The following is a 26618-nucleotide window of genomic DNA, read 5'->3' as shown; positions in this document are numbered from 1 at the left end:
TAGGTTTCAATTAATACAATCCATCTATTGACAGGTAACGCTCACCGGTATCGTAATTAAAGGTGAGTACGGTACTTCCTTCCGGGATCTCTGCCAGTTTTTTAGCTACAGCAGCCAATGAAGCGCCACTGGATATCCCCATGAAAATGCCTTCTTCCTTCGCAGCCCTTTGTGCAAAACTGAAGGCATCATCTTTGGACACCTGGATGATACCATCCAACACTTCGCGGTTCAGGATAGAAGGAACGAATCCTGCTCCAATTCCCTGCAAGGGGTGCGGGGATGGGGAACCGCCGCTCAGTACGGGTGACAATTCAGGCTCAACAGCAAAAACTTTCAGGTTGGGGAATCTGGCTTTAAGGACCTCAGCGCAACCGGTGATATGACCGCCGGTACCCACACCGGTTATCAGGTAGTCGATACCGTTGGGGAAATCATTGATGATCTCCTGGGCCGTTGTTTTGCGGTGAACTTCCGTATTGGCCGCGTTGTCGAACTGCTGGGGCATCCAGGCATTGGGGGTTGAAGCAACCAGTTCCTTGGCTTTTTCAATGGCTCCCTTCATCCCCTTCTCCCTTGGGGTCAGCTCAAAGCTGGCACCATATAAACTCATCAGGCGTCGCCTTTCGATACTCATGCTTTCCGGCATCACCAGGATGAGTTTGTAGCCCTTAACTGCGGCAACCATGGCCAGGCCAATCCCTGTATTACCGGATGTGGGTTCAATGATCACACTATCCTTGTGAAGGATACCTTTCTGTTCTGCATCTTCGATCATGGCCAGGGCGATCCTGTCCTTGATGCTGGCACCGGGATTGGCTCTTTCCAGCTTGATATAAACGTTGTGTTTGTCGCCAAACAAACGGTTCAACTTCACGTGAGGTGTGTTACCAATGGTTCCGAGAATGTTATTTGCGATCATCTGACTTGATTTTGAATGGTTGAAAATATTGCTAAGGAATTATGATTGCTTTTGATTTATTGTTGATTTACTGATATCCGTTTTAGGCTTCTGCCTCATATTACCCAGTTGAGCGGTTCGGTAAAGTCCTTTTTATTCTTCACTGTAATGATGGGTTGGTGGTACACCAGGCTATGCGCCGGTACACTATCCGTAATAAAACAGTTGCCACCGATGATGCTGTCATGGCCGATCACTGTTTTACCACCCAGGATGGTGCTGTTGGCATAAATGATCACATTGTCTTCAATGGTCGGGTGCCTCTTTACTTCAGCCTCCTCTTTCTTTACGGCCAGGGCCCCGATGGTCACGCCCTGGTATACCTTTACATTCTTCCCGATCACTGAGGTTTCACCGATCACCACACCAGTTCCATGATCGATCATGAAAGGCACCCCGATCGTAGCACCTGGATGGATATCAATACCGGTCTGGCTATGTGCCCACTCACTGATGATCCTGGGCACAAGAGGAACCTTCAAACCATACAAGACATGGGCAACGCGGTAGGCCATGACGGCCTGGAAACCGGGATAAGTGAGGACCACTTCTTCCAATGATTTGGCAGCCGGGTCAAATTGCTGGAGCGCCCTTGCATCTTCCAGCAGGTTGGCTTTTACTGTTTCGATCGATTTGAAGAAGGCAGCCGATATCCCTTCCTGGTCATTGATGGTACCTTCAGGGAAGGCGAAAAGGATTTCCAGGAAATGATTCTTTAGGATATCCAGTCGCCTGTTGTAGCGTTGCAGGAATGTTTTTTCATTTTCCACCACAGGGAAAAGGTGGTCCACCAGTTCCTGGGCAAATTCAATCACCTGCTTTTTCCTGGGCACTGAATTACTCAATATGTAACCTTGTTGTAAGCTCATAAATTTTAAATGATTGGTCAGGCAATAGCTTGTTTAAACTGTTGCTGGACTGCTGCAAACCAATTGAGTTGTTCATGGTACTTTACCACTTCCCCAACAACGATCAGGGAGGGAGTGCCAATCACTGCGGCTGCTGCTTTACCGGCAATTGTTCCCAAATTACCGGAAATTACGCGCTGCTGCAAGAGTGAACCGTTTTCAATTACTGCCACCATTGTTTCAGGTGCTTTACCATGCTGGATAAGGTTCTCACATATGGCTTCCAGGTTCTTTACACCCATGTAGAAGACAATGGTGCCGTCATATGCTGCGAGCATGGGCCAATTGAAATTCAGTCCGGTTGTTTTGCCTTTCTTGGTATGGCCGGTTACAAATAAAACGCTTTGGGCAGCATCCCGATGGGTCAGGGGAATGCCTGCATAGGCAGTGGCGGCCAGGCTACTGGTCACACCAGGGACGATCTCGATCTCAATTCCCCTTTCTACCAGGTATTCTGCTTCCTCCGCTCCCCTGCCAAAGATGAGGGGGTCACCGCCTTTCAGCCTCACCACTTGTTTCCCTTCCAGTGCATGCAGGTAAAGCCATTCGTTGATGGTCTCCTGGCGGATGGAAGAACAATATGGTAGTTTGCCAACAAAGACCTTTTCGGCTTTTTCCTTAGCCCATGAAAGGATGGACATATTGATAAGGTTGTCGTACAGGATCACATCTGCCAGTTCAATGACTTCCTTGGCACGAAGGGTCAGCAAGCCCGGGTCTCCTGGACCTGCTCCTGTAATAAATACCTTTCCGCTATTTGCCGTGATCGCTCTCATGTTTAGCGTTTTAATTCAATTGTTCATAAGGTTCAACAAAGGCCAGCAACCTGGAGATCTTCTCTGCCTGCTGGTCATTTTTCTCCATATTGCGTAATTGCCAGGCCAATTGCCTGAGTATGGATCGGTATAGGTTCCTGCCATACTGCTCAAGGTTTTCAGTTTCACTTTCAGCAGTCTTGCGGAAATTCTTTAGCTGTCTTTGATGCAATTGTTCGAACAAATGCTCCCATTGTTCAAGTGTTTTACCGATCCATTGCTGACGGCTCCATTCAAGGAATTCATGATAGGCCGTTTCAGCCAGGTTCCAGGCAGCATTAACCGAAAGTTCCCTTTGCCTGATCGCCATTTGTTGCTGATGCCTGATGGCATTCATGTTCACCAGTGCAACGCGGTCAGGTAAATCCGAATCTTTCACCTGGAATGGCATACTAAGGTCTACCACCATTTGGATGGCATTGGGTTGCAGCATCCAATCCTTCAAGGGCAGTACCGGATGCTTTCCTGATACAGCAAGGATGATCTTACTGGAAGAAATGGTTGCAGCTTCTAATTCCTGGTCGTTTATCGCTTCGAATCCAAATTCGGCAGCCAGTTTTCTGGCCTTTGCTGTAGTACGGTTCCATATCCTTACATGTGTCCATCCTTTTGAAGAAAGAATGGATGCTATGAGTGTTGCAGTTGTACCTGCACCTACGAGTAATACTGGTTGAGACCTGTCGGGTTGTTGAGTCGGCAGGCTGGCTTCCATCAATTCTATTGCTACCGAGGCTACAGAAGTATTACCCTTATTGATAGCTGTTTGGGACCTTACCAGTTTGCCGGTTTCAATGGCTTTATGAAATAACCTGTTGATCAGGGCTGAGCTTACCCCTCTGCTTGTTGAAAGTTTATACGCTTCCCTGATCTGCTGAAGTACCTGGTCCTCCCCTATAACTGCGGAATTCAGTCCTGCCGCCACTTGCAATAGATGCCATATGGCTCCGTTCTCCAGGTGGATATACATGTATTCCGGCTGTTCTTCCAGGCCAAATTGCTGTAATAGCCAGCTCTTCGCCCGGTGCTTGCAATTGAAAGGCAGGTCTGCATACAATTCCAGCCTGTTGCAGGTGGATAGCCAAACAGCGCCTGTAGCGATTCCTTCCTCACTGATCTGCTGAAGGGCAACGGCAGGATCAGCTACTGCTGCCTTAAGGGCAGAGAGCTGTTCCATTGTAGCGGAGTGATGGTTTATGCCTGCAACTACGATCATGTTCAACTGCTATGGAAATCTGATTTATTGTAATGGGGGTTGACAATCCCTTTCCTTAAAAGGAAATCACCGAAATGTTCCCCTTCTGCTTTCTCTTTTGCGTATTGACCGATGATCGGATCAAGGGTAGCCAGGATCTCTTCTTCTGTCAGGGCTTCCCTGTACAATACGTTCAGGCGATCGCCATTGAAAGATGCCCCCAGGTATAGATTGTATTTTCCCGGAGCACGTCCTACAAAACCGATCTCACCGAGGTAAGGCCTTCCACATCCATTGGGGCAGCCCGTCATCCGGATGGTGATAGCTTGCTCACCAATACCATGTGCAGACAGCAGCGCATGAATCTTGCTTACCAGGGTGGGCAGGTACCTTTCCCCTTCTGCATTGGCCAGTGGGCAAAGATTAAGCGCCACACAGGCGAGTGAATGCTGGTGCAAATTGGTTACTTCCTGGTGTTGTGCGATCCCATATTGCTGTAGTAATGCTTCTATCTGGGGCTTCTGCTCTTCCGATACATTACCGATCACCACATTCTGGTTTCCTGTCAGCCTGAAATCCCCGTCCAGCACTTCTGCTATGGCCCTCAATCCCTTTTTCAGGGGATAATCTTCAAAATCCCTTACCCTTCCATGTTCTATGTACAGTGTATTGAACCATTTCCCACTCACCCCTTTAACCCATCCATAACTGTCGCCATTGGTGGTGAATTTGAAGGGCTTTGCCGGTTCCAGGTCATAACCCAGGCGTTTATTCAATTCTGTTTTGATGAATTCCAGGCCCATGCGGTCAACAGTATATTTGAAACGGGAATACCTCCTGTTCTCCCTGTTGCCATAGTCGCGCTGAATGGTCACGATCTTCTCACAAACATCCACTGCCTTATCTACCGGCGCATAACCAATAACGTTACCCAACCTGGGATAAGTGCCTTCATCGCCGAAGGTCATGCCCATGCCCCCGCCAACGGAAAAATTGAAGCCGGCTAGTTTACCGTTGTCTTCAATGGCGATCAGGCCTATGTCGTGCGCAAATACATCGGTATCGTTATAGGGCGGGATAGCCAGGGTGATCTTGAATTTCCTGGGCAAATAGGTTTTCCCATAAATGGGTTCGTCAATTTCCTCTTCCTGGACACCGGAGCCGCCTACTTCCTCATCATTCAGCCATATCTTGTAATAAGCCGTGGTCCTTGGATTGAGGTGGTCGCTGATGGCCTGTGCTACGGCCTGTACATCATCATGGATGGCGGAGGTGTAGGGATTGACCGTGTTCATGACATTCCTGTTCACGTCACCACAGGCTGCGATAGTGCTCAGGAGTGTTTCGTTGATCTCCCTGATGGTTGGCTTGAGATTATGTTTCAGGATACCATGCAACTCAAAAGCCTGTCGCGTTGTTAGCTTAAGTGTCGGGTTGCCGTACTTGTTCGCCAGGTCATCCAGGGCCACCCATTGCTGGGGAGTAGCAATACCTCCCGGTACCCTTACCCTGATCATAAAGGAATAGAGGGGTTCCAGTTTTTGGGCCTTCCTTTCCTTTTCCAGTTCCCTGTCGCTTTGCACATAACTGCCATGGAACTTGATCAATTGCTGGTCCTGAGCAAAAAGGTTTCCAGTCAGTTCGTCCTTTAAACTATCCGGCAGGGTGCCTTCAAGGTAATTACTGGCTTCCTTGATGTGTTCTACTTCACTAAGTTTTGATTTATCCTGATTGAGTGACATGGATATTATACAGTTTGAATGAGATGATTAAGCATTTTGTCTTTAGTAAACATCTTCCTGGTAACGGCCAGATTTGATCAATTGCTTTATGTATTCAGCTGCTTCCTCTACATTGCGATTACCTTCCTGTTGAACAATGTCGATCCAGGTTTGCCTCACATCCTTAGCCATGCGCTTGGCATCGCCACACACATAGATGGTTGCACCTTCTTCCAGCCATTGGAATAACTCTGAAGCATGCTGCTTCATCCTGGTTTGTACGTAAATCTTCTTATCGGTATCGCGCGAAAAGGCTGTATTCATTTTGGTCAGTGAACCCTGTTTCAGGAATCGTTGCCATTCCAGCTGGTAAAGGAAATCGGTGGTGAAATGCTGGTCTCCGAAGAAGAGCCAGGATTTACCATTGACGCCGGTTTCAGCCCTTTCTTCCACGAATGCACGGAAAGGCGCAATGCCAGTACCGGGACCGATCATGATGATCGGGCTTTCGGCATTTTCCGGAAGGCGGAAGGATTCATTCTTTTCAATGAACACCTTTACATTGGAGCCGATCTCCAGTTTATCAGCGATGTGGTTAGATGCCACACCTTTATGTAGCCTGTTATTATTGGTGTACTGCACCTTGCCCACCGTAATATGCACTTCATCGGGGTGTGCGGTTATGGAACTGGCTATGGAATAAAGCCTGGCCTGCAGGGGTAGCACGGCATCTGCAAACTGTGCAGGACTGATAGAGGAAGGATAGGCAATGAGGATATCCAATACATCCTTGCCATAAACAAATTCTCCCAATGCGGTTTTGTCTTGGAGGGTATTTTGCAGTGAATGGGCCAGGGCCGGGTCATTCACATAAGAAGCGTATTGTTGCAGGAAGACCCCGCTTATAGTGGTCAATTCAGCCTGTTTGGTCAGGAAGTCCTGTAGGCTTACCAATTCTTCCTTACGATTCAACAACAGGTTTCCGTCCCAACCCATTTTCTCAATAATGGTCTGAACCAGGCTGGTGTCGTTCTCTACGATCAAGCCAAGGGTGTCACCAGGTTGGTAGCTTAAGCCACTACCTTCCAGCGACAGTTCAATATGGAAGGTTTGCTTGGCAGATCCCCTGCCATTCAGTTGGACCTTTTCCAGCACGGTGGCTTCGAAAGGATTCTTGCGGTTGTATTTAACAGCAGGGGCAGCGGTTTTTACCGATCCATTGGAACTTTGTTCCCTAAGCGGTTGGGCCTGGCCGGTTGATGCGCCAAACTCCTGTTGTACCTTGGCGATCACCGATTCGATCCATTGCTCTGCTGTCTCTTCAAAATCAACATCGGCATCCACCCTTTCCAATACTTTTTGGCCACCCAGTTCACCCAAACGTTTGTCAAAATCCTTTCCTGTCTGGCAGAAACTGGCATAGCTTTTATCACCAAGCGCGAGGACAGCATACCTTGTTTCACTCAATTTCGGGGCCTTACGGGTATGGATAAACGCATGCAGGTCTTCAGCGGTTGGGGGAGGATCGCCTTCGCCATGGGTGCTCACCACAACGAGCAACCATTTTTCATCTTTCAGTTTCGAAGGCTGGTACTGGCCCATATTTTGGAGGGTAGCGGTATAGCCTCTTGCTATCAGTTTATCGTGCAGGTTCTTGGCAACCGCTTTACCGTTACCACTTTTGGAGCCGTATAGAACGGTGATCGATTCCTTCTGCACAATGGGCTCATTGGATATGCCTTCCTGGGCTACCGGTATCCTGTTGATCAGGTTCAGCAATTGCTGGTTACTATGCTGTAATCCCGTCAGGTATCCTGCCAGCCATTGCAACTGCTGGTTGGAGAAATTTTGCAGCAGTTGTCTTACCTGCTCCTGCTCACTGCTGGAGAATAATGCTGCGGGTAATGTTTGGTTTGCACTGCTCATATGATCTATTTAAAAAAACGCCCTCCTGCTCGGATGGGCGTTCATTGATCTTTTTGTGGTTTTATTAAATGAATAGCCCTTCTCTAAATAGGTTAATGCAACAGGATGTCATATTGCGATGAGCTGATTTCATGAACCAAAAATAGTCATAATATCTATAATTCCTATTGTTTTAATAGGGGTAATAAAAATAAAAAATAAAATAAATTATATAGTATTGATTTGCAATAAATAATGGTTAAATAATGAAATCCCCTTCCAGCAATGTTCCCGGATTCATGAGGTCCTGGAGGGTCTTTCCTTCGATGACTTTGAGGGTAGCGTCCCTTACTTCCAGGAATATCCTGCGGATATTACAGCTTTCCTCCGGGTAGGGACAGAGTCTGCAGGGTTCGTAGAACATTTTGCTCACACAAGGTAGTAGTGCTATTGGACCATCCATCAAGCGAAGGATGAGTACCATGGGGATTTCCCTGGGATGCCGGGTGAGGTAATAACCACCATGTTTCCCGGCCTTGCTACCCAATACGCCTGCCTTCTTCAATTCCAGCAGGATGGCCTCGAGAAACTTTCCCGGTATCTTTCGCTTTTCGGCGATCTGGTTAATGGGGATGAACCCTTGCTGGTAATGTTCACCAAGATAGGTTAGTGCATGGATGGCGTATTGTGCTTTTGCGGACAACATAAGTAGACCGAAAAATACTATTTCTTTTTAACTCCGTCCTTTTTCGGTTCTGCTTCCTGTTTAGCTAAGGGAGGCTTTACCAGTGAAGTGCCCTCACTGATGCTGCAAACATGGGCAGCAGGAACTTGTCCGAACTTGTCCTTATAAGCCTTGCTGATGTTATGGATGACTTCTTCCAATGCTGTTTTTTTCACTATGTTAATGGTACAACCGCCAAAGCCACCACCCATCATCCGTGCCCCCAGTACCGAAGGCTCATTCCTGGCCAGTTCTACCAGGTAATCCAATTCCGGACAGCTGACCTCATATAATTTACTAAGGCCCTGGTGGGAAGCAAACATGCGCTTACCAAAGAACGAAAGGTCATTGCGGCGCAATGCTTCACACCCCACCTGCAGGCGAAGATTTTCCTCCACCACATATTTGCAGCGGTTATAGATCAGTTCGCTGACCATACCTTTCAGGTTGTATTCGATCATGGCACGGTTGACATCACGAAGGCTTTCCACCTGTGGATAGACCTGTTGTAGCGCCTTTACCCCTTCTTCACATTGCTGCCTGCGGAGATTGTATTCTCCCGAAGCAAGGGAGTGCTTTACCCCGGTGTCCAGCAGCAGGATCGCATTCTGCCGAAGGTTCAGGGGAACATATTCATATTTGAGGGTCTTGCAATCCAGCATGATGGCATGATCGGCCACCCCGAACATACTGGCGAACTGGTCCATGATACCGCAATTCACCCCCACAAATTGGTTTTCGGCTGCTTGCGCCAACCTGACCAATTCCAACCTGTCGAGCTCGAAAAGGAATAGTTTATTGAGGGCAAATGCGGTTGCGCATTCAATGGCTGCCGAGGAAGACAAACCTGCGCCGGATGGGATATCCCCTCCTATCGCAATATCCAATCCTGTCAGGTTTAGTCCCTTTTTCAGGAACTGGTCAACTACGCCATTGAGGTAATCGGGCCAAAGTTTGGGTGACCTCACCAAGTTACCTAGGGTGCCCTGGTATTGATCCTCCAGGTCCACTGCCAGGTACCTCAGTTGCCTATCTTCCCTTTTGCGAATGGCCACAAAGACCTGTTTATCGATGGCCGCGGGAAGCACAAAACCCTTATTGTAATCCGTATGTTCGCCAATCAGGTTGATCCTGCCGGGTGAGCGGGCAATCAGCGTAGGGCTGGTTTCAAAATGGCGGGTAAAGGCATTCCACACTCTTAGCATGGATGCATAGCCCGGCTGCTCCAGCCCGGCCTCGTAGTTTTGGTTGGTCATGAATCGTTGCTTGCTTCGCTAATTTACTGGATACTGATGAAAAAATCACCGCTTATCCAGTAGACCTAACCCCCTTTGGGAAATCCGGTTAACCTTTGGGGGAGGTAGCAGACCTCAGTACTTTGTACCTTATCCAGAGGAAATCGTCAAAGATCTTCTTTACCGATTGTAGTTGCAGCCTTGTTGCCATTCTTTTCCCGTAACCTTTTTCCACTTCAAAAACAGTAAGCGCGCCAATGGTTCCGTCTGCAATAGGAGCCAATACAAAGCTGAATTCATCGATCAGTCCGGCCTTAAGGAAGGAACCATTAACATGCCCGCCTCCATCTATCCTCACCACCTTGATGCCAAAAAGACTGTTCAGTTTTTCCAGCACCAGCTCAAGGTCAATCCTGGTCTTGCCCCCAAAGATGTAGGAAACCTGTTTGGATCGCAGGTGATCGAGATAGGCAGCAGGGACCTTTTCAGTCAAAACTTCTATCACATGTTCAGTAGAAACCATATTGGTATCCCATTGGCATTTCCCGGAAGGGTCTATCACCACTGCAAATGTTTTGGTTTTGTATTGGGCAACGTAATCTGTTTTAGGAATATTGAGCCTCCCCTTTTTCAGGGGATGTTTCTTCTTGCTGCAAAATTCCTGCATGGTCACCCTTCCCACTAACCAGGCATCAGCCTTGATCTTTGCTGCGGGCTCTTCAAAATATTTGTGGTGGTCTGAATAACCCCAGATATCCTGTTTGATCTTACCATCTACAGATCCCAGGCTATGACAAATGACATATGGCTTCATACGGAACAATTTTACATCGGCTATTAACTATAATCATGGACGGACTAAATTAGGAAATGATGGAACGCGTCCACCTAAGGGTAATCAAGTACCAATAAACCTCCTGGCAATAGCAAGGGGCCGGAAAGTATACCGCTTCTTTAAATGATGCCCACCACTACGCAGGAGTATATCCTTCAATGTCTCCATGGTCCTGATCATGAACTCACCCTTGTTGATCATTACACAATCCGCCATGGCAGCGTGTGAAGCATCGGTCACCTCTGACCTGGTTGCAACCCCTGACTTATTCAGGCTTTCCAAAACCTGTGTAGCCCAGATCACCGGCACGTGAGCGGCCTCGCAGATCCAGAGTATCTCTTCCTGGATCTCACTCATCCGCTCAAAACCGATCTCTACCGCCAGGTCTCCCCTAGCGATCATGATACCCAGCCTTTCCTGTTTCATGCCGCAGAAAAGCAGTGCCGGCAAATTCTTTACCGCCTCAGGGGTTTCGATTTTGATGATCAATCCCAATGCCTGGTTGTCTTGCAATAATTCCCTTAGTTCAAGCAGGTCTGTGGGTTGTTTCACGAAAGAATAGCCCAGTAAGTCAGCATTTTTTACAATAAAGGGAAGGCATTTTTTATCAAAGTCGGTCAATGCGGGAATGGAGAGGGATGAATCCGGGAAATTGATTCCTTTTTCATGTTTTATATAAGGTTTGCCGGAAGAAATGCGGAGGATCTTGATACGGATACGATCGTGTTCCGTTTTTTCAACGAAAGCTTCGATCAGGCCGTCATCGAAAAGGACCCGGTGACCTGGTTTCACTTGTTCCGCTATGCCTGGTACCGTACAACCTATGGTCTTCTTGCCTTCGTCCATATGTTGCTGATCTGCTAGCCAAAGCCGGTCTCCTTCCTTAACATCCACTTTTTTCTTATCGCGCGTAAGGGTCCTGATCTTAGGCCCGGCCAGGTCCATGTAGACCTTGCATCCTATTCCAGTTTCTTCGGTGGCCCGCTTTACATGGCGGATCATCCTCAGCCAGATTTCTTCCTGATCATGTGCACAATTGATCCGGGCAATATTCATTCCCGATAGTACCAGGTTTTTGACCTTATCATAGTCTTCCGCCATTGTTGTATCAAAGGTGACCATGATATAGGGTATATTGGTGTACTCCTTTGTGCCAAATAAGGTTGCCGATTTTTGGGCCAGGGATAGTTTACCCGTTTCAAAACTGAAAACATCATCGGGCCTGGTCTTTTCTATTCCTAGTCTTTGTGAGATCGCAATGACCTGTCCCCTTATATGACTTTCAGAACTTGCCAGGGAAGAAAGACCCGCGGAATGCAGGGCATCCTGCAGGGCACGGATATCAATATTCCTTAAAGTTAGATAGTGCAGGAGGTTGACCGCGTTTTTATATTGCCGGGGATGGACATTGTCCAGGAGGTTGCGAAAATCCGACTCCGATTTGACCATTAACTCATCTATCCTGTTCAACTCACTGGCAAGGTCTTCATAGCAAGTAGACATAACCTATTCCTTTTGTTGGCAAAGATGCTTTCGCGGATTGTCAAATTAAATGACATTGATCAGTGATGTAGTGCGCAATGGTCATGTTGCCGGAATAAAAAATCCCCCGGAATTATCCGGGGGATTTGGTTGTTTTCGTGATCCCGCTGGGACTCGAACCCAGGACCCATACATTAAAAGTGTATTGCTCTACCAACTGAGCTACGGAATCAACCTTACAAAGGTGTGGTGCCTTAAGCATGAACTAAGGCTTCCAATAAAAAAGCTTCCTGACGGAAGCTTTAAACCAGTGATCCCGCTGGGACTCGAACCCAGGACCCATACATTAAAAGTGTATTGCTCTACCAACTGAGCTACGGAATCAACCTTTATAAGAGCTTCAAACTGTTGTCGTTTGTTTTGGGAGTGCAAAAATAGGGAGAAAACCTTTGACACCAAATTTTTTTCTTTTGTTTTTCGATTTTTTTTCGGGGCTTTTTGGTTCTCCCCTATTAGAGCTATTGCACAGAGGAATAATCGATTGTATTGAAAACCGATGGTTTCTTTTTGCTAGGTTTGCGACTTATATTCTAAGCCTCATATGTCAACGTTTTTCACCAATAAAGTTGTAGCCATCACCGGGGGAAGTGACGGGATCGGGAAAGCCCTGGTAGATGCATTGATCTCCATGGGTGCCAAGGTGGCAACCTGCGGACGCAATTATGACAAGCTCTACAACCTGCAAATGGAGAATGCGCAGGTCCTGTTGCATACCGTTGTGGCCGATGTGAGTAAGGAAGAGGATTGCAGGAAATTCATCGAATCAACCATTGATACTTTTGGGGGCATTGATATCCTGATCAACAATGCCGGCATCTCCATGCGTGCATTGGTGGAAGATGCCGAAACAGAAGTCTTCCGGAAGGTGATGGATATTAATTTCTTTGGCGCTGTTTATTGCACCAAGTATGCCCTGCCTTCCATCATCAGCAGGAAGGGCATAGTTGTTGGGGTGTCCTCCATTGCCGGTTACAGGGGGTTGCCTGGAAGGAGCGCCTATTCGGCCTCCAAGTTTGCCCTCCAGGGCTGGCTGGAAGCCTTGCGGACCGAAATGCTGGATAAGGATGTGCATGTAATGTGGGTGAGCCCAGGCTTCACCACCTCCAATATCCGCAATGCCGCCCTGAACGCGGAAGGTAGGGCACAGGGCGAAAGCCCGATGGATGAAGGCGATATGATGTCGGCTGAGGAATGCGCCATCCATATCCTTCGTGCCATTGAGAAAAGGAAACGATCCCTCGTGCTAACGTTTACAGGTAAGCGAGCTGTTTTCATGAACCGCTTCTTCCCTGCCTTAACAGATAAGCTTACCCATAAGTTTTTCTTCAAGGAAGGAAAGCTGATCAAATAAGCTGGCCTGGTATCATTGATAAGATCATTTGAATTGTATATTTAATTACTGCATATATTGTAGTTAACCCTTCATGGCATTAATAACCCTTACATCTGATATAGGCGGACAGGATTACCTGGTTGGGGCGGTCAAGGGGCAGTTGATGCAAATGAACCCCGACTTTCGGTTAGTGGATATTTCCCACCAGTTGCCTCCTTTTAACTATCCGCAGGCGGCCTATGTTTGCCGAAACGCCATCCGTCATTTCCCTTCGCAGAGTTACCATATCATCCTGGTGAACCTTTTCGACAGGAAGCCGGACCATATGTTGCTGGCCTACCATAATGACCAGTATTTCCTTTGTGCCGATAATGGACTGCTCACCATGATCCTGGAAGAACGCCCGGAAATGGTGATCGGCCTTCCCCTGCCAAAATCACTGAACAGGAACACGATCGAATGTGTGAAAACCTTTGGACAGGCCATCAATGATATCCTGGAGGGGAAAAGGCTGACCGATATTGGCATCCCTGATATCCCGATCATTGAGAAAAAACCACTGAAACCCTGGTTGAGCGATGAGTGGATGGAAGGGCATATCATCTTCATCGACAATTTTGAGAACGTGGTGGTGAATATTACCCGTGAACAGTTCGAAGAACAGCGACGCGGCCGTAAATTTTCCATTGTATTCAAACGTAATGAAGTGATCGACAGGATCAGTGAAAGCTATGCCGATGCCCCGGAGGGTGAGAAACTCGCCATTTTCAATGCTGCCGGTTACCTGGAAATATCCATCAATAAAGGCAATGCGGCAGGATTGTTTGGCCTGCAGGGATACCTGGAGCAGGCCCAGAACACCTATATCCAAAGCAAACTCTATTACCAGACGGTGAAGATCTTTTTTGAATGAAGCCTCACGCGGTAAGGTGCAACAAAATCATCCTTCCAAATTTTTCACATTTCTATAACCTAATTAGTTTCCTTCATGGCTTTTCATTCACCGTAATAACAGATTTTGCGCTTTCCCTGAAAATCGGCCTATTCCCTGTAATTGGGAACGCCAGAATCTTATATTTGCTTCGCCTTTACTAAACCAATGCTTTATGAATTTTAACAAAGTGAACAACATTGTCGGATGGTTAGTATGCGCCATAGCGTGCTCTGTTTACCTGATGACAATGGAAGCCACTGCCAGCCTATGGGACTGTGGTGAGTTTATTTCCAGTGTTTTCAAACTCCAGATCCCGCACCCTCCCGGGGCTCCCCTATTTGTCCTTCTAGGAAGATTGTTTGTTGTGGTATTTGGCGGGGATAATCCTGCCATAGGGGTTAACATAATGAGTGCCCTTAGCTCGGGTTTCACTATTCTCTTCCTTTTCTGGACCATCACCCATTTCGCCCGTAAACTAGTAAGCCCCAACAATGCTGCGCCCAATGCCAGCCAATTGGTTGCCATCATGGCCTCAGGTGCAGTTGGTGCCCTTGCCTATACTTTTTCAGATTCTTTCTGGTTCAGCGCTGTGGAAGGTGAAGTATATGCCCTATCCTCCCTGTTCACTGCCCTTGTTTTCTGGGCTATCCTGAAATGGGAGCACCAGGCCGACAGACCAGGTGCAGACAAGTGGATCGTATTCATCTTTTTCATGATGGGTTTGTCCATTGGTGTTCACCTCCTGAACCTGCTGACCATCCCTGCCATTGTACTGGTGTATTATTTCCGTCGGTACAAACCCACCACCATGGGAACCTTCTGGGCCTTCCTGATAGGCTGTATCATTACCGGTTTTGTGCAGGTGGTGGTGATCCAGTATTCGGTTAAGACAGCCGGCTGGTTTGATGTGAAGTTTGTCAACAATTTTGGCCTGCCTTTCTTCTCCGGCTTCATCTTCTTCTTCGTATTGCTCGCTGCTATCCTGGCCTATGGGTTGAAGGTGGCCAAAAAGAACCATTGGAACTTCCTCAGGCTGGGGATCTGGTGCGTGATCTTTATGCTGTTGGGTTATTCCAGCTATATCACTACTATGATCAGGTCGAATGCCAACCCTGCCGTGGATATGTATAATGTAGACAACCCCAATTCCCTGGTGGGGTACCTGGGTCGTGAGCAGTATGGTGATTTCCCCCTGCTCTATGGCCAGGTATTTACCGCTTCCCCTACGGATTATGAGGAGACCAAAATGAAGTACACCAAGGGGAAAGACAGGTACGAAGAAGTGGGTATGGATGTAAAGCCTGTTTATGCAGCTGAAGACAAGATGCTCTTCCCAAGGGTTTGGGATGGCAGCAATGACCAGGGGCATGCGGACTTCTACCGCGACTGGCTGGGCCTGGCCGATGGGGAAAAGCCAAGCATGACCGATAATATCAAGTTCTTCTTTGGTTACCAGATGAACTGGATGTACTGGCGTTATTTCATGTGGAATTTTGCCGGTAAACAGAACGATATCCAGGGCTTTGGACCGGGCAATGTGCGTGATGGTAACTGGATATCCGGAATATCCTTCCTCGACAATGCCCGTTTGGGCAACCAGGATGCATTACCTGATAGCATCAAGCACAATAAAGCCAATAACAAACTATTCCTCCTCCCCTTCCTTTTGGGAATCCTGGGAGCGGTTTACCAATATTTCGCTAACCGCCGCGATTTCCTGGTGGTAGGTCTCCTGTTCTTCTTCACGGGTATTGCGATCGTGCTTTACCTGAACCAACCCGGCAACCAGCCTCGCGAACGTGACTATGCCTATGTGGGTTCCTTCTATGCCTTTGCGATCTGGATCGGCCTGGGTGTTTTGCAGGTAAGGGAATGGCTGATGAAGAAAATGAACGAACAGGTTTCCGGCATGCTGGCCGGTGCGGTATGTATGCTGGCTGTTCCGGTGATCATGGCCAACCAGGAATGGGATGACCATGACAGGAGCAAGAAAGTATTGGCCCGTGACCTCGCCAAGGATTACCTGGAGAGCTGTCCGCCCAATGCCATCCTCTTCACCTATGGCGATAACGATACCTATCCTTTGTGGTATGCCCAGGAAGTAGAAGGCATCCGTCCGGATATCAGGGTGATCAACAACAGCCTGTTGGGGATCGACTGGTATATCAACCAGCTGCGTTACAAAGTGAACGAGAGCGACCCGATCGATGTGATCTGGACCCCTGAGCAGATCCAGGGCCGCAACCGCGACTACGTGGTATACAATCCCCGCCCCGATGTGAACCAGGATAAATTCTATGACCTCTATGATGTGATGAAGAATGTGGTGGGTAGTGAGGATGCCGCCTTCAAGGTAGCCCTGCAGGGTGGGGAGTCTATCAACTACCTCCCGGCCAAGAAGTTTGTATTGCCGGTAGATGAGCAACTGGTGCGCAACAATGGTACCGTGAACAAGGATGATAGTGTGGCCAGGGAAGTTCCGGTGGTCATCAATGAGAACAGGAATACCCTGCTGAAGAATGACCTCATCATCCTGAATATTATCGCGGCCAACAAATGGAAGCGCCCGATCTGCTTTACTGCAGCCTATACGGCTTCGGAACTGGGATTCGGCAATTTTGTCCGCAAGGATGGCCTTACTTACCGCCTGGTTCCTGTTGCCAACAACAGTGGCATGAATACAGACTGGATGGTAGACAAATTGCGCAACAAGTTTGGATTCGGAAGCGCCGATATCAAAGGGGTATACTTTGATGAACAGAACCGCCTGCACCTGAACAATATCAGGGCTGCCTATGCGGACGGCGCTGCTGCACTTGCTTCCCGCAACAGGAAGGACGAGGCCAAACAACTGCTCGATTATGCAGATAAAGGGATCCTAGAAGTGAATATGCCCTATGCCATGGTCAGCAAGAGCAACCAGCATAACTATTTCAATTTCAAGTTCCTTGAAGCCTGTTATAAGGCCGGTCACAATACCCTGGCCGATAAGGTATCAAAAGAACTGCACAAGGATTTCGAACAGCAGCTGGCCTATTACAGCCAATTGCCGGAAGCCAAGCAGGAGGCTATGCGGAATGAGATCGCCAGCGCGCAACAATTGCTGCAAATGCTGAACATGCTGGATTCGGAATACAAGGGCAGCAAGGTGCAGCCTTCCATTGAAGGTGGTGGCCTCATCGGGCCTGCCAAGGATTCTGCGCCAGCCACGGATTCCCCCCGCTGATGGAAAAACTCGGATAATGATTACCATAAAGCCACCGCAAGCCGGTGGCTTTTTTTTACAACCATCTGTTCTGGTAATTGTTAGGGAATTGATAATGGGCGAATATGTCCTTTATGTCGTAATTTGAAATGGAGGAGGAAACAATATGAAGGGATTTCATTTCAGGGGATTTGACCCCAATAGTGAAGGGAAGACGAAATTTGACCAGTTGCTGGAATTGTTCATCCAACTGTTGACCTATACCAATGGCGATGTGGCCGAAGCTTTGCAATGGCTGAATAACCTTGATCGTGAATATGAACTCACGGACCAGGAGTATGGTATGGGTGATTTCATTGATGACCTCAAAGAGAAAGGGTATATTGATGAAAATGCCGGAAGCGGTGAGATCAGGATTACCCCCAAGACAGAACAGACCATCCGCAAACGATCACTGGAAGAGATCTTCGGCAAACTGAAGAAGAGCAAGCAAGGCAACCACAATACCTTCAAGCCCGGCATGGGCGATGAGATCAATCCGGAAACAAGGCCTTTCCAGTTTGGTGATATGCTGGAACAGATCGATTTTACAGAAAGCATCCGCAATGCGCAGATCAACCATGGCATCGATGCCTTTACCATGAGGGAAGACGATCTTCAGATCCGGGAAACGGACTTCAAGGCCCAAACATCAACGGTATTGATGATCGATATTTCACATTCCATGATCCTTTATGGGGAGGACAGGATCACCCCGGCCAAGAAGGTAGCCATGGCCCTCAGCGAATTGATCACCACCAAATACCCGAAGGACACCCTCGATATTGTAGTGTTTGGTAATGATGCCTGGCCCGTGGAGATCAAGGACCTGCCCTATTTACAGGTAGGCCCTTACCATACCAATACGGTAGCCGGTCTCGAATTAGCCATGGATATCCTTAGAAGAAGACGGAATCCCAACAAACAGATCTTTATGATCACCGATGGGAAACCTACCTGCCTGAAGGTAGGCAAGCGATATTACAAGAATAGTTTTGGCCTGGACAGGAAGATCACTACCCGGTGCCTGAACCTTGCAGCACAGTGCAAGAAGCTGAAGATCCCGATCACCACTTTCATGATCGCTTCAGATCCCTACCTGCAACGTTTTGTAAATGAGTTCACCGAAACCAACCAGGGCAAGGCATTCTTTGCCTCACTGGACCATTTAGGTGCTTTTATCTTCAGGGATTTCGAAAGTGGCAAAAGAAAGACCTTTTATTGATAGTCTAACGTAAATGAATATGCGATTTAAATCATCAGGTAAATAGCAACAAATCAATGGATATCAAAAAAATAAAAACATTAGGCCAGTTAAAATCATCAGGTTATCAATCACGGTCTGTAAAGGAGGAGATCAGGCAAAACCTGCTTCAACGGCTAAGGTCCGGTGAGCAGTGTTTTGAAGGGATCATTGGTTACGAAGACACGGTTATTCCCGATACCGAAAGGGCTTTACTGAGCCGCCATAATATCCTTTTCCTTGGTTTAAGGGGCCAGGCCAAGACCAGGATGGCCAGGCAAATGGTGAACCTGCTGGATGAATATATACCTATCGTGGATGGCAGCGAGATCAATGACGATCCCCTGCAGCCCATTTCCAAACATGCCCGCGACCTGATCGCCAGGCATGGTGATGAAACACCCATCCATTGGGTACACCGCTCCGAGCGTTATGGTGAAAAGCTGGCTACACCAGATGTGAGTGTTGCTGACCTCATAGGTGATATTGACCCCATCAAGGCGGCTAACCTGAGGCTGAGTTTTGCCGATGAGGAAGTGATCCACTATGGTATCATTCCCCGTAGCAACAGGGGTATCTTCGTCATCAACGAGATCCCGGATTTGCAGGCCAGGATCCAGGTGTCCCTTTTCAACATCCTGGAAGAAGGCGATATCCAGATCAGGGGCTTCAAACTAAGGATGCCATTGGATATCCTCTTCGTCTTCACTGCTAACCCCGAAGATTATACGAACCGTGGTTCTATAGTAACCCCCTTGAAGGACAGGATAGAAAGCCAGATCCTCACCCATTATCCCAAATCGCTGGAGCATGCCCTTGCCATCACGGAACAGGAAGCGGAGATACCTGAAGCCCAGGGCAAACTGGTGGACATAAGTGACCTGGTAAGAAGGTTGATCGAACAGGTTGCATTTGAAGCGAGGAATAACGAATATGTAGATAAGAAAAGCGGCGTTTCTGCCCGCCTCACGATCAGTGCCTTTGAGAATGCCGTAAGTGCGGCGGAAAGAAGGGCATTATTGAATAAGGAGAAGAAAACCCAGGTATGGGTGAGCGACCTGGTGGGTATTATTCCTTCCATTACGGGAAAGATTGAATTGGTTTACGAAGGTGAACAGGAAGGCCCCTTCCAGGTAGCCATGAATTTGCTGGACAAATCGATCAGGAGTCAGTTCGTGCAATATTTCCCCAATCCGGATACTTTCAAGAAACGCAGGAGCACGGGTAAAGAATCCATGAAAGAGGAAGAAAACCCCTACAAGCCGGTGATCAGGTGGTTCGATAATGGCCATGCAATCGACCTTTTCCTCTCCCTGGCCGATAAGGACAAGCAATTAAGGCTATACCAGGTAGATGGATTGCATGCACTGGTGAAGAAATATTATCCTAAGGCAAATGATCAGGAAACTGCCTTACTCATGGAGTTTGTCCTGCATGGGTTGGCTGCTTATTCCCTTATCAGCAAAAAGATCATCGATAACAAGATCGAGTTCAAGGACCTGATCGGCTCAATGGTCAACCTTGGTAATTCCGGGATGCGCGAGGAAGATTTTGACAGTGAGGATTTCACCTGATGAGTTCCTTCGCAAAAGATACAAGCGGTCAAACCTGTTTATGCAAAGGATTGACCGCTTTTTTTATTGCCAGTTATTTCAGCAGGAAACCAAAACGTAGTCCGCCATTAAGGGCAAAACCGGGTGATTGTCCGAGTCGGAGGTTCGTGAAATGATGGGCAGCATCCTCGTTTGACCAGCTGGTATAAGTGTCATTATCGTTGATATTGTCAAAAGTGTACCCCAGGCCAAAGTAGAGGTCAAAAAGGAACTGGTCACTAAATACCCACTGTTTTCCCAACTCAACCATAAGTGAACCGTAGGCCACGGTACGCCTTTCTTCAACCTGCTTATTTCCTGATTGCTTGATGTAATTCTCACTGTATACACCGGTATACAATTGTGGTTTAACGTAAGAGCCTTGCAGGAGGTGGGCAAACCTGATATTCCTGCTCAGGAAATCAGGGGTCTTGATAAACTTATACCCTACCCCCAACGCTACCCCTCCCGGGCTTCGCTTTGATTCAAAATAATTGCCCGTATTATCATAGTAACTCTCCGCATACCGGTTCATGCCCAGGCCAATGATGCCAATAGACGCCTCGAGCGACTTTCCGGGCTTGATAGACCTTTCGTAGCTGAACATGGTATAGCCAAATAGGGGGGAAAGGAAATTGACCTTTAATGCATGCCTGGACTGACCGATATACCATTCCTTATCCCTGAGGTTTTGGCTATAGGTTTCAACACGGCCATTTTCAAAAACGATCTTTATGATACGGCTTTTCTCGATGGCATAGACCGGGCCGGAAGGTTCATTAAAAAGTTTGTACCGGATATCATCTACCCCCACTTCCTCCACTTTTACTTCCAATACTTCCCCTCCTTTCTTATAGATCTTGTCCTGCGCCATCAAACTGAATGAACAAAAGAGTGTGATGATCCCTGTTAGAAGAAATTTCATCATAAGGTTTTTGTTCATTGACAGGGACCTAAAACCAACCGCTGCACATTTAAATGATATTAACTTCTTTTTCTAGTTCCACCCCGAACTTGAATTCCACACTTTCCACGATCTCCTGGCTAAGGTCAAGAATCTCTTTACCGGTTGCATTGCCATGGTTCACCAACACCAGGGCCTGCTGGGAGTGGCATCCTGCATCACCCTTACGATAGCCCTTCCAGCCGCATTGTTCAATGAGCCAGCCTGCCGCCAGTTTAACCTCATCTCCGGGTAAGTGGTAGCCAACGATTTCAGGGAACAGTTCTTTTAGCTCATGGTATTTCTCCACGGGAATGGTCGGGTTCTTAAAGAAGCTTCCCGCATTACCGATCTTTTTGGGGTCCGGCAATTTTGAACTGCGGATGTTGATCACCGCCTGGGAAATAGCCTGGATACTGAGTTCCTTTACACCCAACTTCTCCAATTCCTGTTGGATAGCGCCATAACTGGTATGGAAGACAGGGTGTTTCCTTAATTGGAACGTAACATTCAGGATCACGAACTGCCCCTTAAACCTTTTCTTGAATACACTTTCCCTATAGCCAAATTCACAATCCTGGCGGGTAAAGGTATGTACCTTCTTGTCTTGCCAGTGGTAGGCTTCGAGGTCCCAGAAAACATCATCCAGTTCCACCCCGTAGGCCCCAATATTTTGCATGGGTGAAGCACCTACATTACCGGGAATCAGTGAAAGGTTTTCCAGTCCGCCCCAATTCTTACTGATACAGTATTGCACAAAGGCATGCCAGTTCACCCCGGCACCAGCCTTCACATAAACATATTCGGCATCTTCATGCAGTTCCTCAATGCCTTCGATCTCATTCCTGAAAACCCAGCCGTTGAAATCACCGGTCAACAGGATATTACTACCCCCTCCCAGTACCATGTATTGCTGGTCTTTTAATGCATGGTGCTGCATTTCCCACTGTAAGGACTCTAGTTGGTCCACCGACTGGAAACTGGCGAAATACCTAGCCCTGGCATCAATGCCAAAACTGTTATATGGCCGAAGGGAAAAATTTTCCTGTATTTTCATAATCAATAATACAAAGTTATGGCCCGTATTGCTACCATCATCGGCTCCTCAGGCCTCATCGGGAAAGCGTTGTTAATACGCTGCCTGGAAGATCCTTATTACGACCAGGTAAACATCCTGGTAAGGAGACAACCTGATATCAACCATCCAAAGCTAAAGGTTTTTATGATGGATTTTGCTGACGAGAAATCCTACACCAGTGGTATAGCAGGGGCTGAATCCGTATTCGTGGCAGTAGGCACAACCATGAAGCAGGTGAAGGGTGATAAGGACGCTTATAAGAAAGTTGACCATGACATTGCGGTCAATGCTGCAAAAGTAGCAGGAGAACAGGGTGTGTTCAACTACCTTTTGGTATCCTCCGTTGGCGCAGATGCTTCCAACAATAACAATTTCTACCTGAAATTAAAGGGTATAGTGGAAGAGAATGTGGCGCGTCATTCCATTCCCCAACTGCATATTTTCCGGCCTTCCCTGTTGTTGGGAAAACGGGAGGAAAAGCGACTGGGGGAAGGGATCGCCCAATTCCTCGCGCCGGTTTTTGGCAGTCTGCTATTCGGCAAGTTCAGTAAATACAAGCCGATCAAATCTGAAACAGTTGCCATGGCCATGTTGGCTGCTTCCAAACTTCAGCAGCGCGGCATATTCATCCATCATTATCCTGAGATCATCCAGCTCGCTACCAGGGCATAATATCCTTTGTGTCAAAGCGGGTCAATATCCGGGGTAACCACAACCGATTTGAATCCGGGTTGCTGATGCAAATGGGCGATCAGTATATGGATCTGTTCCTTGCAGTGAGTGGTCAGGCCTGATTCCTTCGGCAATTTTACCAGCAACTCCATGATGTATTGGTTCCGTACCCGGTTGACCACCGGGGCGGCAGGACCTACCAGGTATTCCCCGAATTGCGGATGCAGCCACTGTGCCATTTGCCGGGCAGCAGCAATTACGGTGTCCTGTTGTTTATGCTTGAATTGCAGGACGATCAGCCTGGTAAATGGAGGGTAACCAAAATGCTGCCTGTTCGTTAATTCAACCTGTGCAAAACTGGCATAATCATGTTGCCGTACAAATTGTAAAACCGGATGGTTGGTTTGCTTTAGCTGGATCATTACCCTTCCCTGCTCCCCTTTCCTTCCCGCCCTTCCGCTTACCTGTTCCATGAGTTGGAAACCCCTTTCGTTCACCCTGAAATCTGCAAAGCCCAGAATGGCATCAGCATCAAGGATCCCAACCAATGCCACATGCTCAAAATCCAGTCCTTTCACCACCATTTGTGTACCTACCAGTATATCCAACCTCTGTTGCTCAAATAACTGGATCAGGGCATCATGGGCATTCTTTCCCTTGACGCTGTCGATATCCATCCTGGCGATCCTGGCCTTAGGGAACAATTCCTGAAGGGTTTCCTCGATCCTTTCCGTCCCAAAATTCTGCTGGGCAAAAAGATGGTTCCCACAGGCCTCACAGGTATGCAAGGGCGGATATACCGTACCGCAATAATGACAGACCAGTTTATTATGCAGTTTATGGAAGGTGAGCGATACGTCGCAATGCTTGCAATGCGGAATCCATCCACAAACCTGGCAAACCTGGTAAGGGGAATACCCTCTTCGGTTCTGGAACAGGATGACCTGCTTATTCCTTACCAGGCAGGATTCAATGGCTTCCTGCAAAGGAGCAGAGATGATCACCTTGCTGTTATCCGGCATCTTGATATTCCTGGTATCCACGAGTTCAATGTGGGGCATGGCCAGGTCCCCATAGCGCTGGGTCATTTCCACCAGGCCATATTTTCCCTGCAATGCATTGTAGTAAGATTCCAGCGAAGGGGTGGCACTGCCCAATAAGACCCTGCCCTTGTATAAGGAGGCCAGGTAGATGGCTGCATCCCTCCCATTATACCTTGGTGCAGGATCCTGCTGCTTGAAGGAAGGGTCATGCTCCTCATCGCAGATGACCAGTGATAGGTCGCGGAAAGGAAGGAATAAGGCAGAACGGGCTCCTACGATGATCTTTACTTCACCGGATTTCACTTTGTTCCAAATTTCTACCCGTTCATTGGGGTTGAACTTGGAATGGTAGATGGCGATATACCCGCCGAAATGCTTTTGCAATCTTCGTATGATCTGGGCCGTTAGGGCAATTTCCGGAAGCATATACAACACCTGCTTGCCCTGTTTCACCAGGTCCTCCATCAGTTTGATGTAGACCTGTGTCTTGCCACTTGAAGTAACGCCATGCAACAGGCAAACCTGCTTGTCTTCAAAAACCTGCCTGACCTTTTCAAGGGCTTCTTCCTGTTGGATGGTCAGCACAAAATCAATATCCATCTGCAAGGGCAATTGCCTGATCCGGTCAACCGATCTTTTCTCTACCTGGATCACCCCTTTTTCCACCAGGCCTTTCAATTGCGCAGCTGATGCGTCTGCTTTCTTCAGTAATTCCGCCTGCGTAACCTGTCCCTGTGTTTTGCGCAGGTGAAGGAAGGCAAGGAGTAATTCCATCTGTTTGGGCGCACGCCCCCAATTATTGAGCAGTTCTGCCAATTGTTCCTCATTATCGTATTGGGGATGCAGCAGGACAAAGCTTTCCTTCTTCTCTTTATAAGTTTCTTTCAATTCCTCCCATACCAGGCAAATCCCTTTGTCGAGGAGGCGCTTGATGACCGGGTAAACATGCGTGGCATCTAGGAGCTGTTGTACTTCAACGAGTTTTAATTCCTTCCTGATGGTCAGTGCTTCCGCCACCAGGAACTCCTCATCATCGAGATGGGAAAAATCATCCCCTGCCTCATCATTGAACAGCAGGATGGTTTCGCTGCTGAGTTTGAAATGCGTAGGTAATGCAGCCTGCATCACTTCCCCTTCGGAACAGAGGTAATAACGGGCCATCCATTCCCATAACCCCAATTGGTTGGGATAGAGAATGGGCTGGTCATCCAACACATTAAGAATATCCTTGGGTGTAAAGGCTGCGGGCTTGTTTTGGTGGACGGATTTTACGATTCCTGCATATTTCTTGTTCTTGCCCAATATTACTTCTACCCTAACACCGGGCATTACCAACTCCAGCAGATCTGCAGGTACCGCCCAGGTAAAATTCCGCGGCAGGGCAAGCGGGATCAACACCTCCGCATACCAGCCGGTGGAACCATTTTCATCATAACTATACAGCGTATTTTCCTTTTGCTCCATTATTTATTGAACCTGGTCAATGCTTGTTCCATTTCCTCAAAAACCAATTCCTTCAATTCCGTGACAGACTTCCCTTCATAGCTGGCTGCAGGAACCATGGGTAAAAATACAGCACGGCAACGACCGGGCGTAAAAGAAAAGACAGAGCGGTAATGCAGGCGTTTTACGGTATCGGGGAAAATCAATGGCTGGATAGGCGTATTGGTTTCAAGGGCAATACGAAAAGCCCCGTCATAAAAGGATTTCAGGGGTTCATCCGTTTCATTGAACGTGCCTTCAGGAAAAATGAATATGGATATTCCCTTGCCCAGGTATTTCTTCAGGATATCCACGCTCTTTGCCCTTTTTTCCGGGCTACTCCTGTCCACCATTACTACCGCATTGCGGTACACGAACCCGAAAATGGGAATGCGGGCCATTTCTGCCTTTCCCAAGACCCTGATGGGCTCGCGGATCACTTTTACCAGCATGGGAATATCGAGATAGGAAATATGGTTGGCCACAAAAATGCAAGGTCGTTCTTCAGTTGGGGTGGAGACGTGGATGGTATTTGACCGGATGCCGATGAGCAACAGCCAGGCATCAGCCCAGAAGGAACAGAGCCGGTAAAACATATTCCCTCCCTTAATCCTGCCAAAGAAGGAGGCCAGGAAAAAGAAGGGCATCAGTAAGAGCAGCAGCAGTACAAATACCAGGAAGGCATAAATACTATAGAGAACCTGGAAGGGTGTGGTGATCCATCTCATAAGGCAGTTATTGGCAATGACATTCAAAATCATTTTCAAGGTCGATACAAGTAACGACCTTTACATGGTTAGTACACTGTGCAAATACAATCCGGACATGCTGGTTGTCCTTAAGGGTATATCCTTCAACGGCATAGGTTGGGCAGGGTTTATCCTCCAGGTCCGATTTCCGGTAATTGATCTTTCCATTCCGGAGGATGTCTTCCACCTCCCCTTTGGTGATCTTGCGGCAATCCATTCGGCAGAGCGCGTGCCTGGTATAATCCAGTTTGGAAGCATGCCTGTTGAGCCCCCTGCCCGACCAGGATTTCGTTTCGGAATGCCTGTTTGGATCCTGCCTGTGGCCATCCCTGCTTTTCAGCCATAGCGCCAATACAACCATCAGGACCAGTCCTAAAGCTGTAAGAAGTTTCCGGTTTAGCATGGGTCAAATCTAGAATAAAATACCCGGGAATTTACTGCAAATCATTCATTATGAATATTGTAAC

General features: G+C 47.8%; 21 protein-coding genes and 2 tRNA genes. 6 read left to right on the top strand and 17 right to left on the bottom strand.

Annotation, left to right across the window (positions count from 1 at the left end; all coding sequences use genetic code 11):
• Positions 1-10 precede the first annotated feature (10 nt).
• The 12 genes from cysK to KJS94_RS04480 all read right to left on the bottom strand — a co-directional run bounded on the left by cysK (position 11) and on the right by KJS94_RS04480 (position 12162).
• Positions 11-922, bottom strand: coding sequence for a cysteine synthase A (cysK, locus tag KJS94_RS04535; protein ID WP_214446128.1), 912 nt, complete (start codon positions 920-922; stop codon positions 11-13).
• A 95-nt stretch (positions 923-1017) separates the two neighbouring features.
• Positions 1018-1830: a serine O-acetyltransferase EpsC gene (gene epsC, locus KJS94_RS04530; RefSeq protein ID WP_214446127.1), complete on the bottom strand. Its 813-nt coding sequence runs from the start codon at positions 1828-1830 to the stop codon at positions 1018-1020.
• A gap of 17 nt (positions 1831-1847) precedes the next feature.
• The gene (gene cobA / locus KJS94_RS04525; RefSeq protein ID WP_214446126.1) at positions 1848-2645 is read right to left on the bottom strand and encodes a uroporphyrinogen-III C-methyltransferase; all 798 of its coding nucleotides are present in this window, start codon (positions 2643-2645) and stop codon (positions 1848-1850) included.
• Between the two features lie 10 nt (positions 2646-2655).
• Complete coding sequence (gene hemA, locus KJS94_RS04520) at positions 2656-3897, bottom strand: glutamyl-tRNA reductase (protein ID WP_256449993.1); 1242 nt, start codon at positions 3895-3897, stop codon at positions 2656-2658.
• Between the two features lie 2 nt (positions 3898-3899).
• On the bottom strand, positions 3900-5618 hold the full coding sequence (locus KJS94_RS04515; RefSeq protein ID WP_214446124.1) for an NADPH-dependent assimilatory sulfite reductase hemoprotein subunit: 1719 nt from the start codon (positions 5616-5618) through the stop codon (positions 3900-3902).
• 42 nt (positions 5619-5660) lie between these two features.
• Positions 5661-7523 (bottom strand): assimilatory sulfite reductase (NADPH) flavoprotein subunit, encoded by a 1863-nt coding sequence (locus tag KJS94_RS04510; protein ID WP_214446123.1) that lies wholly within the window; start codon positions 7521-7523, stop codon positions 5661-5663.
• Between the two features lie 238 nt (positions 7524-7761).
• The gene (locus KJS94_RS04505) at positions 7762-8208 is read right to left on the bottom strand and encodes an RrF2 family transcriptional regulator (protein ID WP_214446122.1); all 447 of its coding nucleotides are present in this window, start codon (positions 8206-8208) and stop codon (positions 7762-7764) included.
• A 17-nt stretch (positions 8209-8225) separates the two neighbouring features.
• Positions 8226-9482, bottom strand: coding sequence for a galactokinase (locus tag KJS94_RS04500; RefSeq protein WP_214446121.1), 1257 nt, complete (start codon positions 9480-9482; stop codon positions 8226-8228).
• An 88-nt stretch (positions 9483-9570) separates the two neighbouring features.
• Entirely contained in the window at positions 9571-10275 is a 705-nt protein-coding gene (locus KJS94_RS04495) for a RibD family protein (RefSeq protein ID WP_214446120.1), read from the bottom strand.
• Positions 10276-10359: 84 nt separating this feature from the next.
• Positions 10360-11799, bottom strand: a complete 1440-nt coding sequence (locus KJS94_RS04490) for a pyruvate kinase (protein WP_214446119.1) — start codon at positions 11797-11799, stop codon at positions 10360-10362.
• Between the two features lie 138 nt (positions 11800-11937).
• Positions 11938-12010: transfer RNA gene (locus KJS94_RS04485), tRNA-Lys, on the bottom strand.
• Between the two features lie 79 nt (positions 12011-12089).
• Positions 12090-12162: transfer RNA gene (locus KJS94_RS04480), tRNA-Lys, on the bottom strand.
• Between the two features lie 217 nt (positions 12163-12379).
• Between KJS94_RS04480 and KJS94_RS04475 the strand changes: the two genes are divergently transcribed.
• From KJS94_RS04475 to KJS94_RS04455, 5 genes are all read left to right on the top strand, one after another.
• Positions 12380-13189, top strand: coding sequence for an SDR family oxidoreductase (locus KJS94_RS04475; protein ID WP_214446118.1), 810 nt, complete (start codon positions 12380-12382; stop codon positions 13187-13189).
• 73 nt (positions 13190-13262) lie between these two features.
• Positions 13263-14084, top strand: a complete 822-nt coding sequence (locus KJS94_RS04470) for an SAM hydrolase/SAM-dependent halogenase family protein (protein ID WP_214446117.1) — start codon at positions 13263-13265, stop codon at positions 14082-14084.
• A 193-nt stretch (positions 14085-14277) separates the two neighbouring features.
• Positions 14278-17331 carry a glycosyltransferase family 117 protein gene (locus tag KJS94_RS04465; RefSeq protein WP_214446116.1) on the top strand — a complete coding sequence of 1018 codons (3054 nt, stop codon included), beginning with the start codon at positions 14278-14280 and terminating at the stop codon, positions 17329-17331.
• A 145-nt stretch (positions 17332-17476) separates the two neighbouring features.
• Complete coding sequence (locus KJS94_RS04460) at positions 17477-18574, top strand: vWA domain-containing protein (protein WP_214446115.1); 1098 nt, start codon at positions 17477-17479, stop codon at positions 18572-18574.
• A 56-nt stretch (positions 18575-18630) separates the two neighbouring features.
• Positions 18631-20166 (top strand): sigma 54-interacting transcriptional regulator, encoded by a 1536-nt coding sequence (locus KJS94_RS04455; protein ID WP_214446114.1) that lies wholly within the window; start codon positions 18631-18633, stop codon positions 20164-20166.
• Positions 20167-20239: 73 nt separating this feature from the next.
• Here the strand turns inward: KJS94_RS04455 and KJS94_RS04450 are convergent, their stop codons facing one another.
• Complete coding sequence (locus tag KJS94_RS04450; RefSeq protein ID WP_214446113.1) at positions 20240-21112, bottom strand: hypothetical protein; 873 nt, start codon at positions 21110-21112, stop codon at positions 20240-20242.
• Between the two features lie 46 nt (positions 21113-21158).
• Positions 21159-22184 carry a UDP-N-acetylmuramate dehydrogenase gene (gene murB, locus KJS94_RS04445; protein WP_214446112.1) on the bottom strand — a complete coding sequence of 342 codons (1026 nt, stop codon included), beginning with the start codon at positions 22182-22184 and terminating at the stop codon, positions 21159-21161.
• Between the two features lie 18 nt (positions 22185-22202).
• On the opposite strand from murB, the gene KJS94_RS04440 reads away from it, so the two are divergent.
• Positions 22203-22877 carry an NAD(P)H-binding protein gene (locus KJS94_RS04440; protein ID WP_214446111.1) on the top strand — a complete coding sequence of 225 codons (675 nt, stop codon included), beginning with the start codon at positions 22203-22205 and terminating at the stop codon, positions 22875-22877.
• A gap of 11 nt (positions 22878-22888) precedes the next feature.
• Here the strand turns inward: KJS94_RS04440 and priA are convergent, their stop codons facing one another.
• The 3 genes from priA to KJS94_RS04425 are packed head-to-tail and all read right to left on the bottom strand — an operon-like array spanning position 22889 to position 26554.
• Positions 22889-25384 carry a replication restart helicase PriA gene (gene priA / locus KJS94_RS04435; RefSeq protein WP_214446110.1) on the bottom strand — a complete coding sequence of 832 codons (2496 nt, stop codon included), beginning with the start codon at positions 25382-25384 and terminating at the stop codon, positions 22889-22891.
• Positions 25384-26130 carry a lysophospholipid acyltransferase family protein gene (locus tag KJS94_RS04430; protein ID WP_214446109.1) on the bottom strand — a complete coding sequence of 249 codons (747 nt, stop codon included), beginning with the start codon at positions 26128-26130 and terminating at the stop codon, positions 25384-25386. Before KJS94_RS04430 ends, priA begins: the two co-directional genes overlap by 1 nt.
• Positions 26131-26137: 7 nt before the next feature.
• On the bottom strand, positions 26138-26554 hold the full coding sequence (locus KJS94_RS04425) for a DUF4258 domain-containing protein (protein WP_214446108.1): 417 nt from the start codon (positions 26552-26554) through the stop codon (positions 26138-26140).
• Positions 26555-26618: the final 64 nt, after the last annotated feature.

It is taken from the genome of Flavihumibacter rivuli (assembly GCF_018595685.2).
Taxonomy (GTDB): Bacteria; Bacteroidota; Bacteroidia; order Chitinophagales; family Chitinophagaceae; genus Flavihumibacter; species Flavihumibacter rivuli.
This window is presented reverse-complemented; position numbering and strand designations above follow the sequence as displayed.

Coding starts and splice junctions, on each gene's coding strand:
- hemA (WP_256449993.1), bottom strand. CDS start 3,897: ATGATCGTAGTTGCAGGCATAAACCATCACTCCGCTACAATGGAACAG.
- KJS94_RS04475 (WP_214446118.1), top strand. CDS start 12,380: ATGTCAACGTTTTTCACCAATAAAGTTGTAGCCATCACCGGGGGAAGT.
- KJS94_RS04455 (WP_214446114.1), top strand. CDS start 18,631: ATGGATATCAAAAAAATAAAAACATTAGGCCAGTTAAAATCATCAGGT.
- KJS94_RS04495 (WP_214446120.1), bottom strand. CDS start 10,275: ATGAAGCCATATGTCATTTGTCATAGCCTGGGATCTGTAGATGGTAAG.
- KJS94_RS04425 (WP_214446108.1), bottom strand. CDS start 26,554: ATGCTAAACCGGAAACTTCTTACAGCTTTAGGACTGGTCCTGATGGTT.
- priA (WP_214446110.1), bottom strand. CDS start 25,384: ATGGAGCAAAAGGAAAATACGCTGTATAGTTATGATGAAAATGGTTCC.
- KJS94_RS04470 (WP_214446117.1), top strand. CDS start 13,263: ATGGCATTAATAACCCTTACATCTGATATAGGCGGACAGGATTACCTG.
- epsC (WP_214446127.1), bottom strand. CDS start 1,830: ATGAGCTTACAACAAGGTTACATATTGAGTAATTCAGTGCCCAGGAAA.
- KJS94_RS04515 (WP_214446124.1), bottom strand. CDS start 5,618: ATGTCACTCAATCAGGATAAATCAAAACTTAGTGAAGTAGAACACATC.
- cobA (WP_214446126.1), bottom strand. CDS start 2,645: ATGAGAGCGATCACGGCAAATAGCGGAAAGGTATTTATTACAGGAGCA.
- KJS94_RS04505 (WP_214446122.1), bottom strand. CDS start 8,208: ATGTTGTCCGCAAAAGCACAATACGCCATCCATGCACTAACCTATCTT.
- KJS94_RS04460 (WP_214446115.1), top strand. CDS start 17,477: ATGAAGGGATTTCATTTCAGGGGATTTGACCCCAATAGTGAAGGGAAG.
- KJS94_RS04440 (WP_214446111.1), top strand. CDS start 22,203: ATGGCCCGTATTGCTACCATCATCGGCTCCTCAGGCCTCATCGGGAAA.
- murB (WP_214446112.1), bottom strand. CDS start 22,184: ATGAAAATACAGGAAAATTTTTCCCTTCGGCCATATAACAGTTTTGGC.
- KJS94_RS04500 (WP_214446121.1), bottom strand. CDS start 9,482: ATGACCAACCAAAACTACGAGGCCGGGCTGGAGCAGCCGGGCTATGCA.
- cysK (WP_214446128.1), bottom strand. CDS start 922: ATGATCGCAAATAACATTCTCGGAACCATTGGTAACACACCTCACGTG.
- KJS94_RS04465 (WP_214446116.1), top strand. CDS start 14,278: ATGAATTTTAACAAAGTGAACAACATTGTCGGATGGTTAGTATGCGCC.
- KJS94_RS04490 (WP_214446119.1), bottom strand. CDS start 11,799: ATGTCTACTTGCTATGAAGACCTTGCCAGTGAGTTGAACAGGATAGAT.
- KJS94_RS04430 (WP_214446109.1), bottom strand. CDS start 26,130: ATGAGATGGATCACCACACCCTTCCAGGTTCTCTATAGTATTTATGCC.
- KJS94_RS04510 (WP_214446123.1), bottom strand. CDS start 7,523: ATGAGCAGTGCAAACCAAACATTACCCGCAGCATTATTCTCCAGCAGT.
- KJS94_RS04450 (WP_214446113.1), bottom strand. CDS start 21,112: ATGATGAAATTTCTTCTAACAGGGATCATCACACTCTTTTGTTCATTC.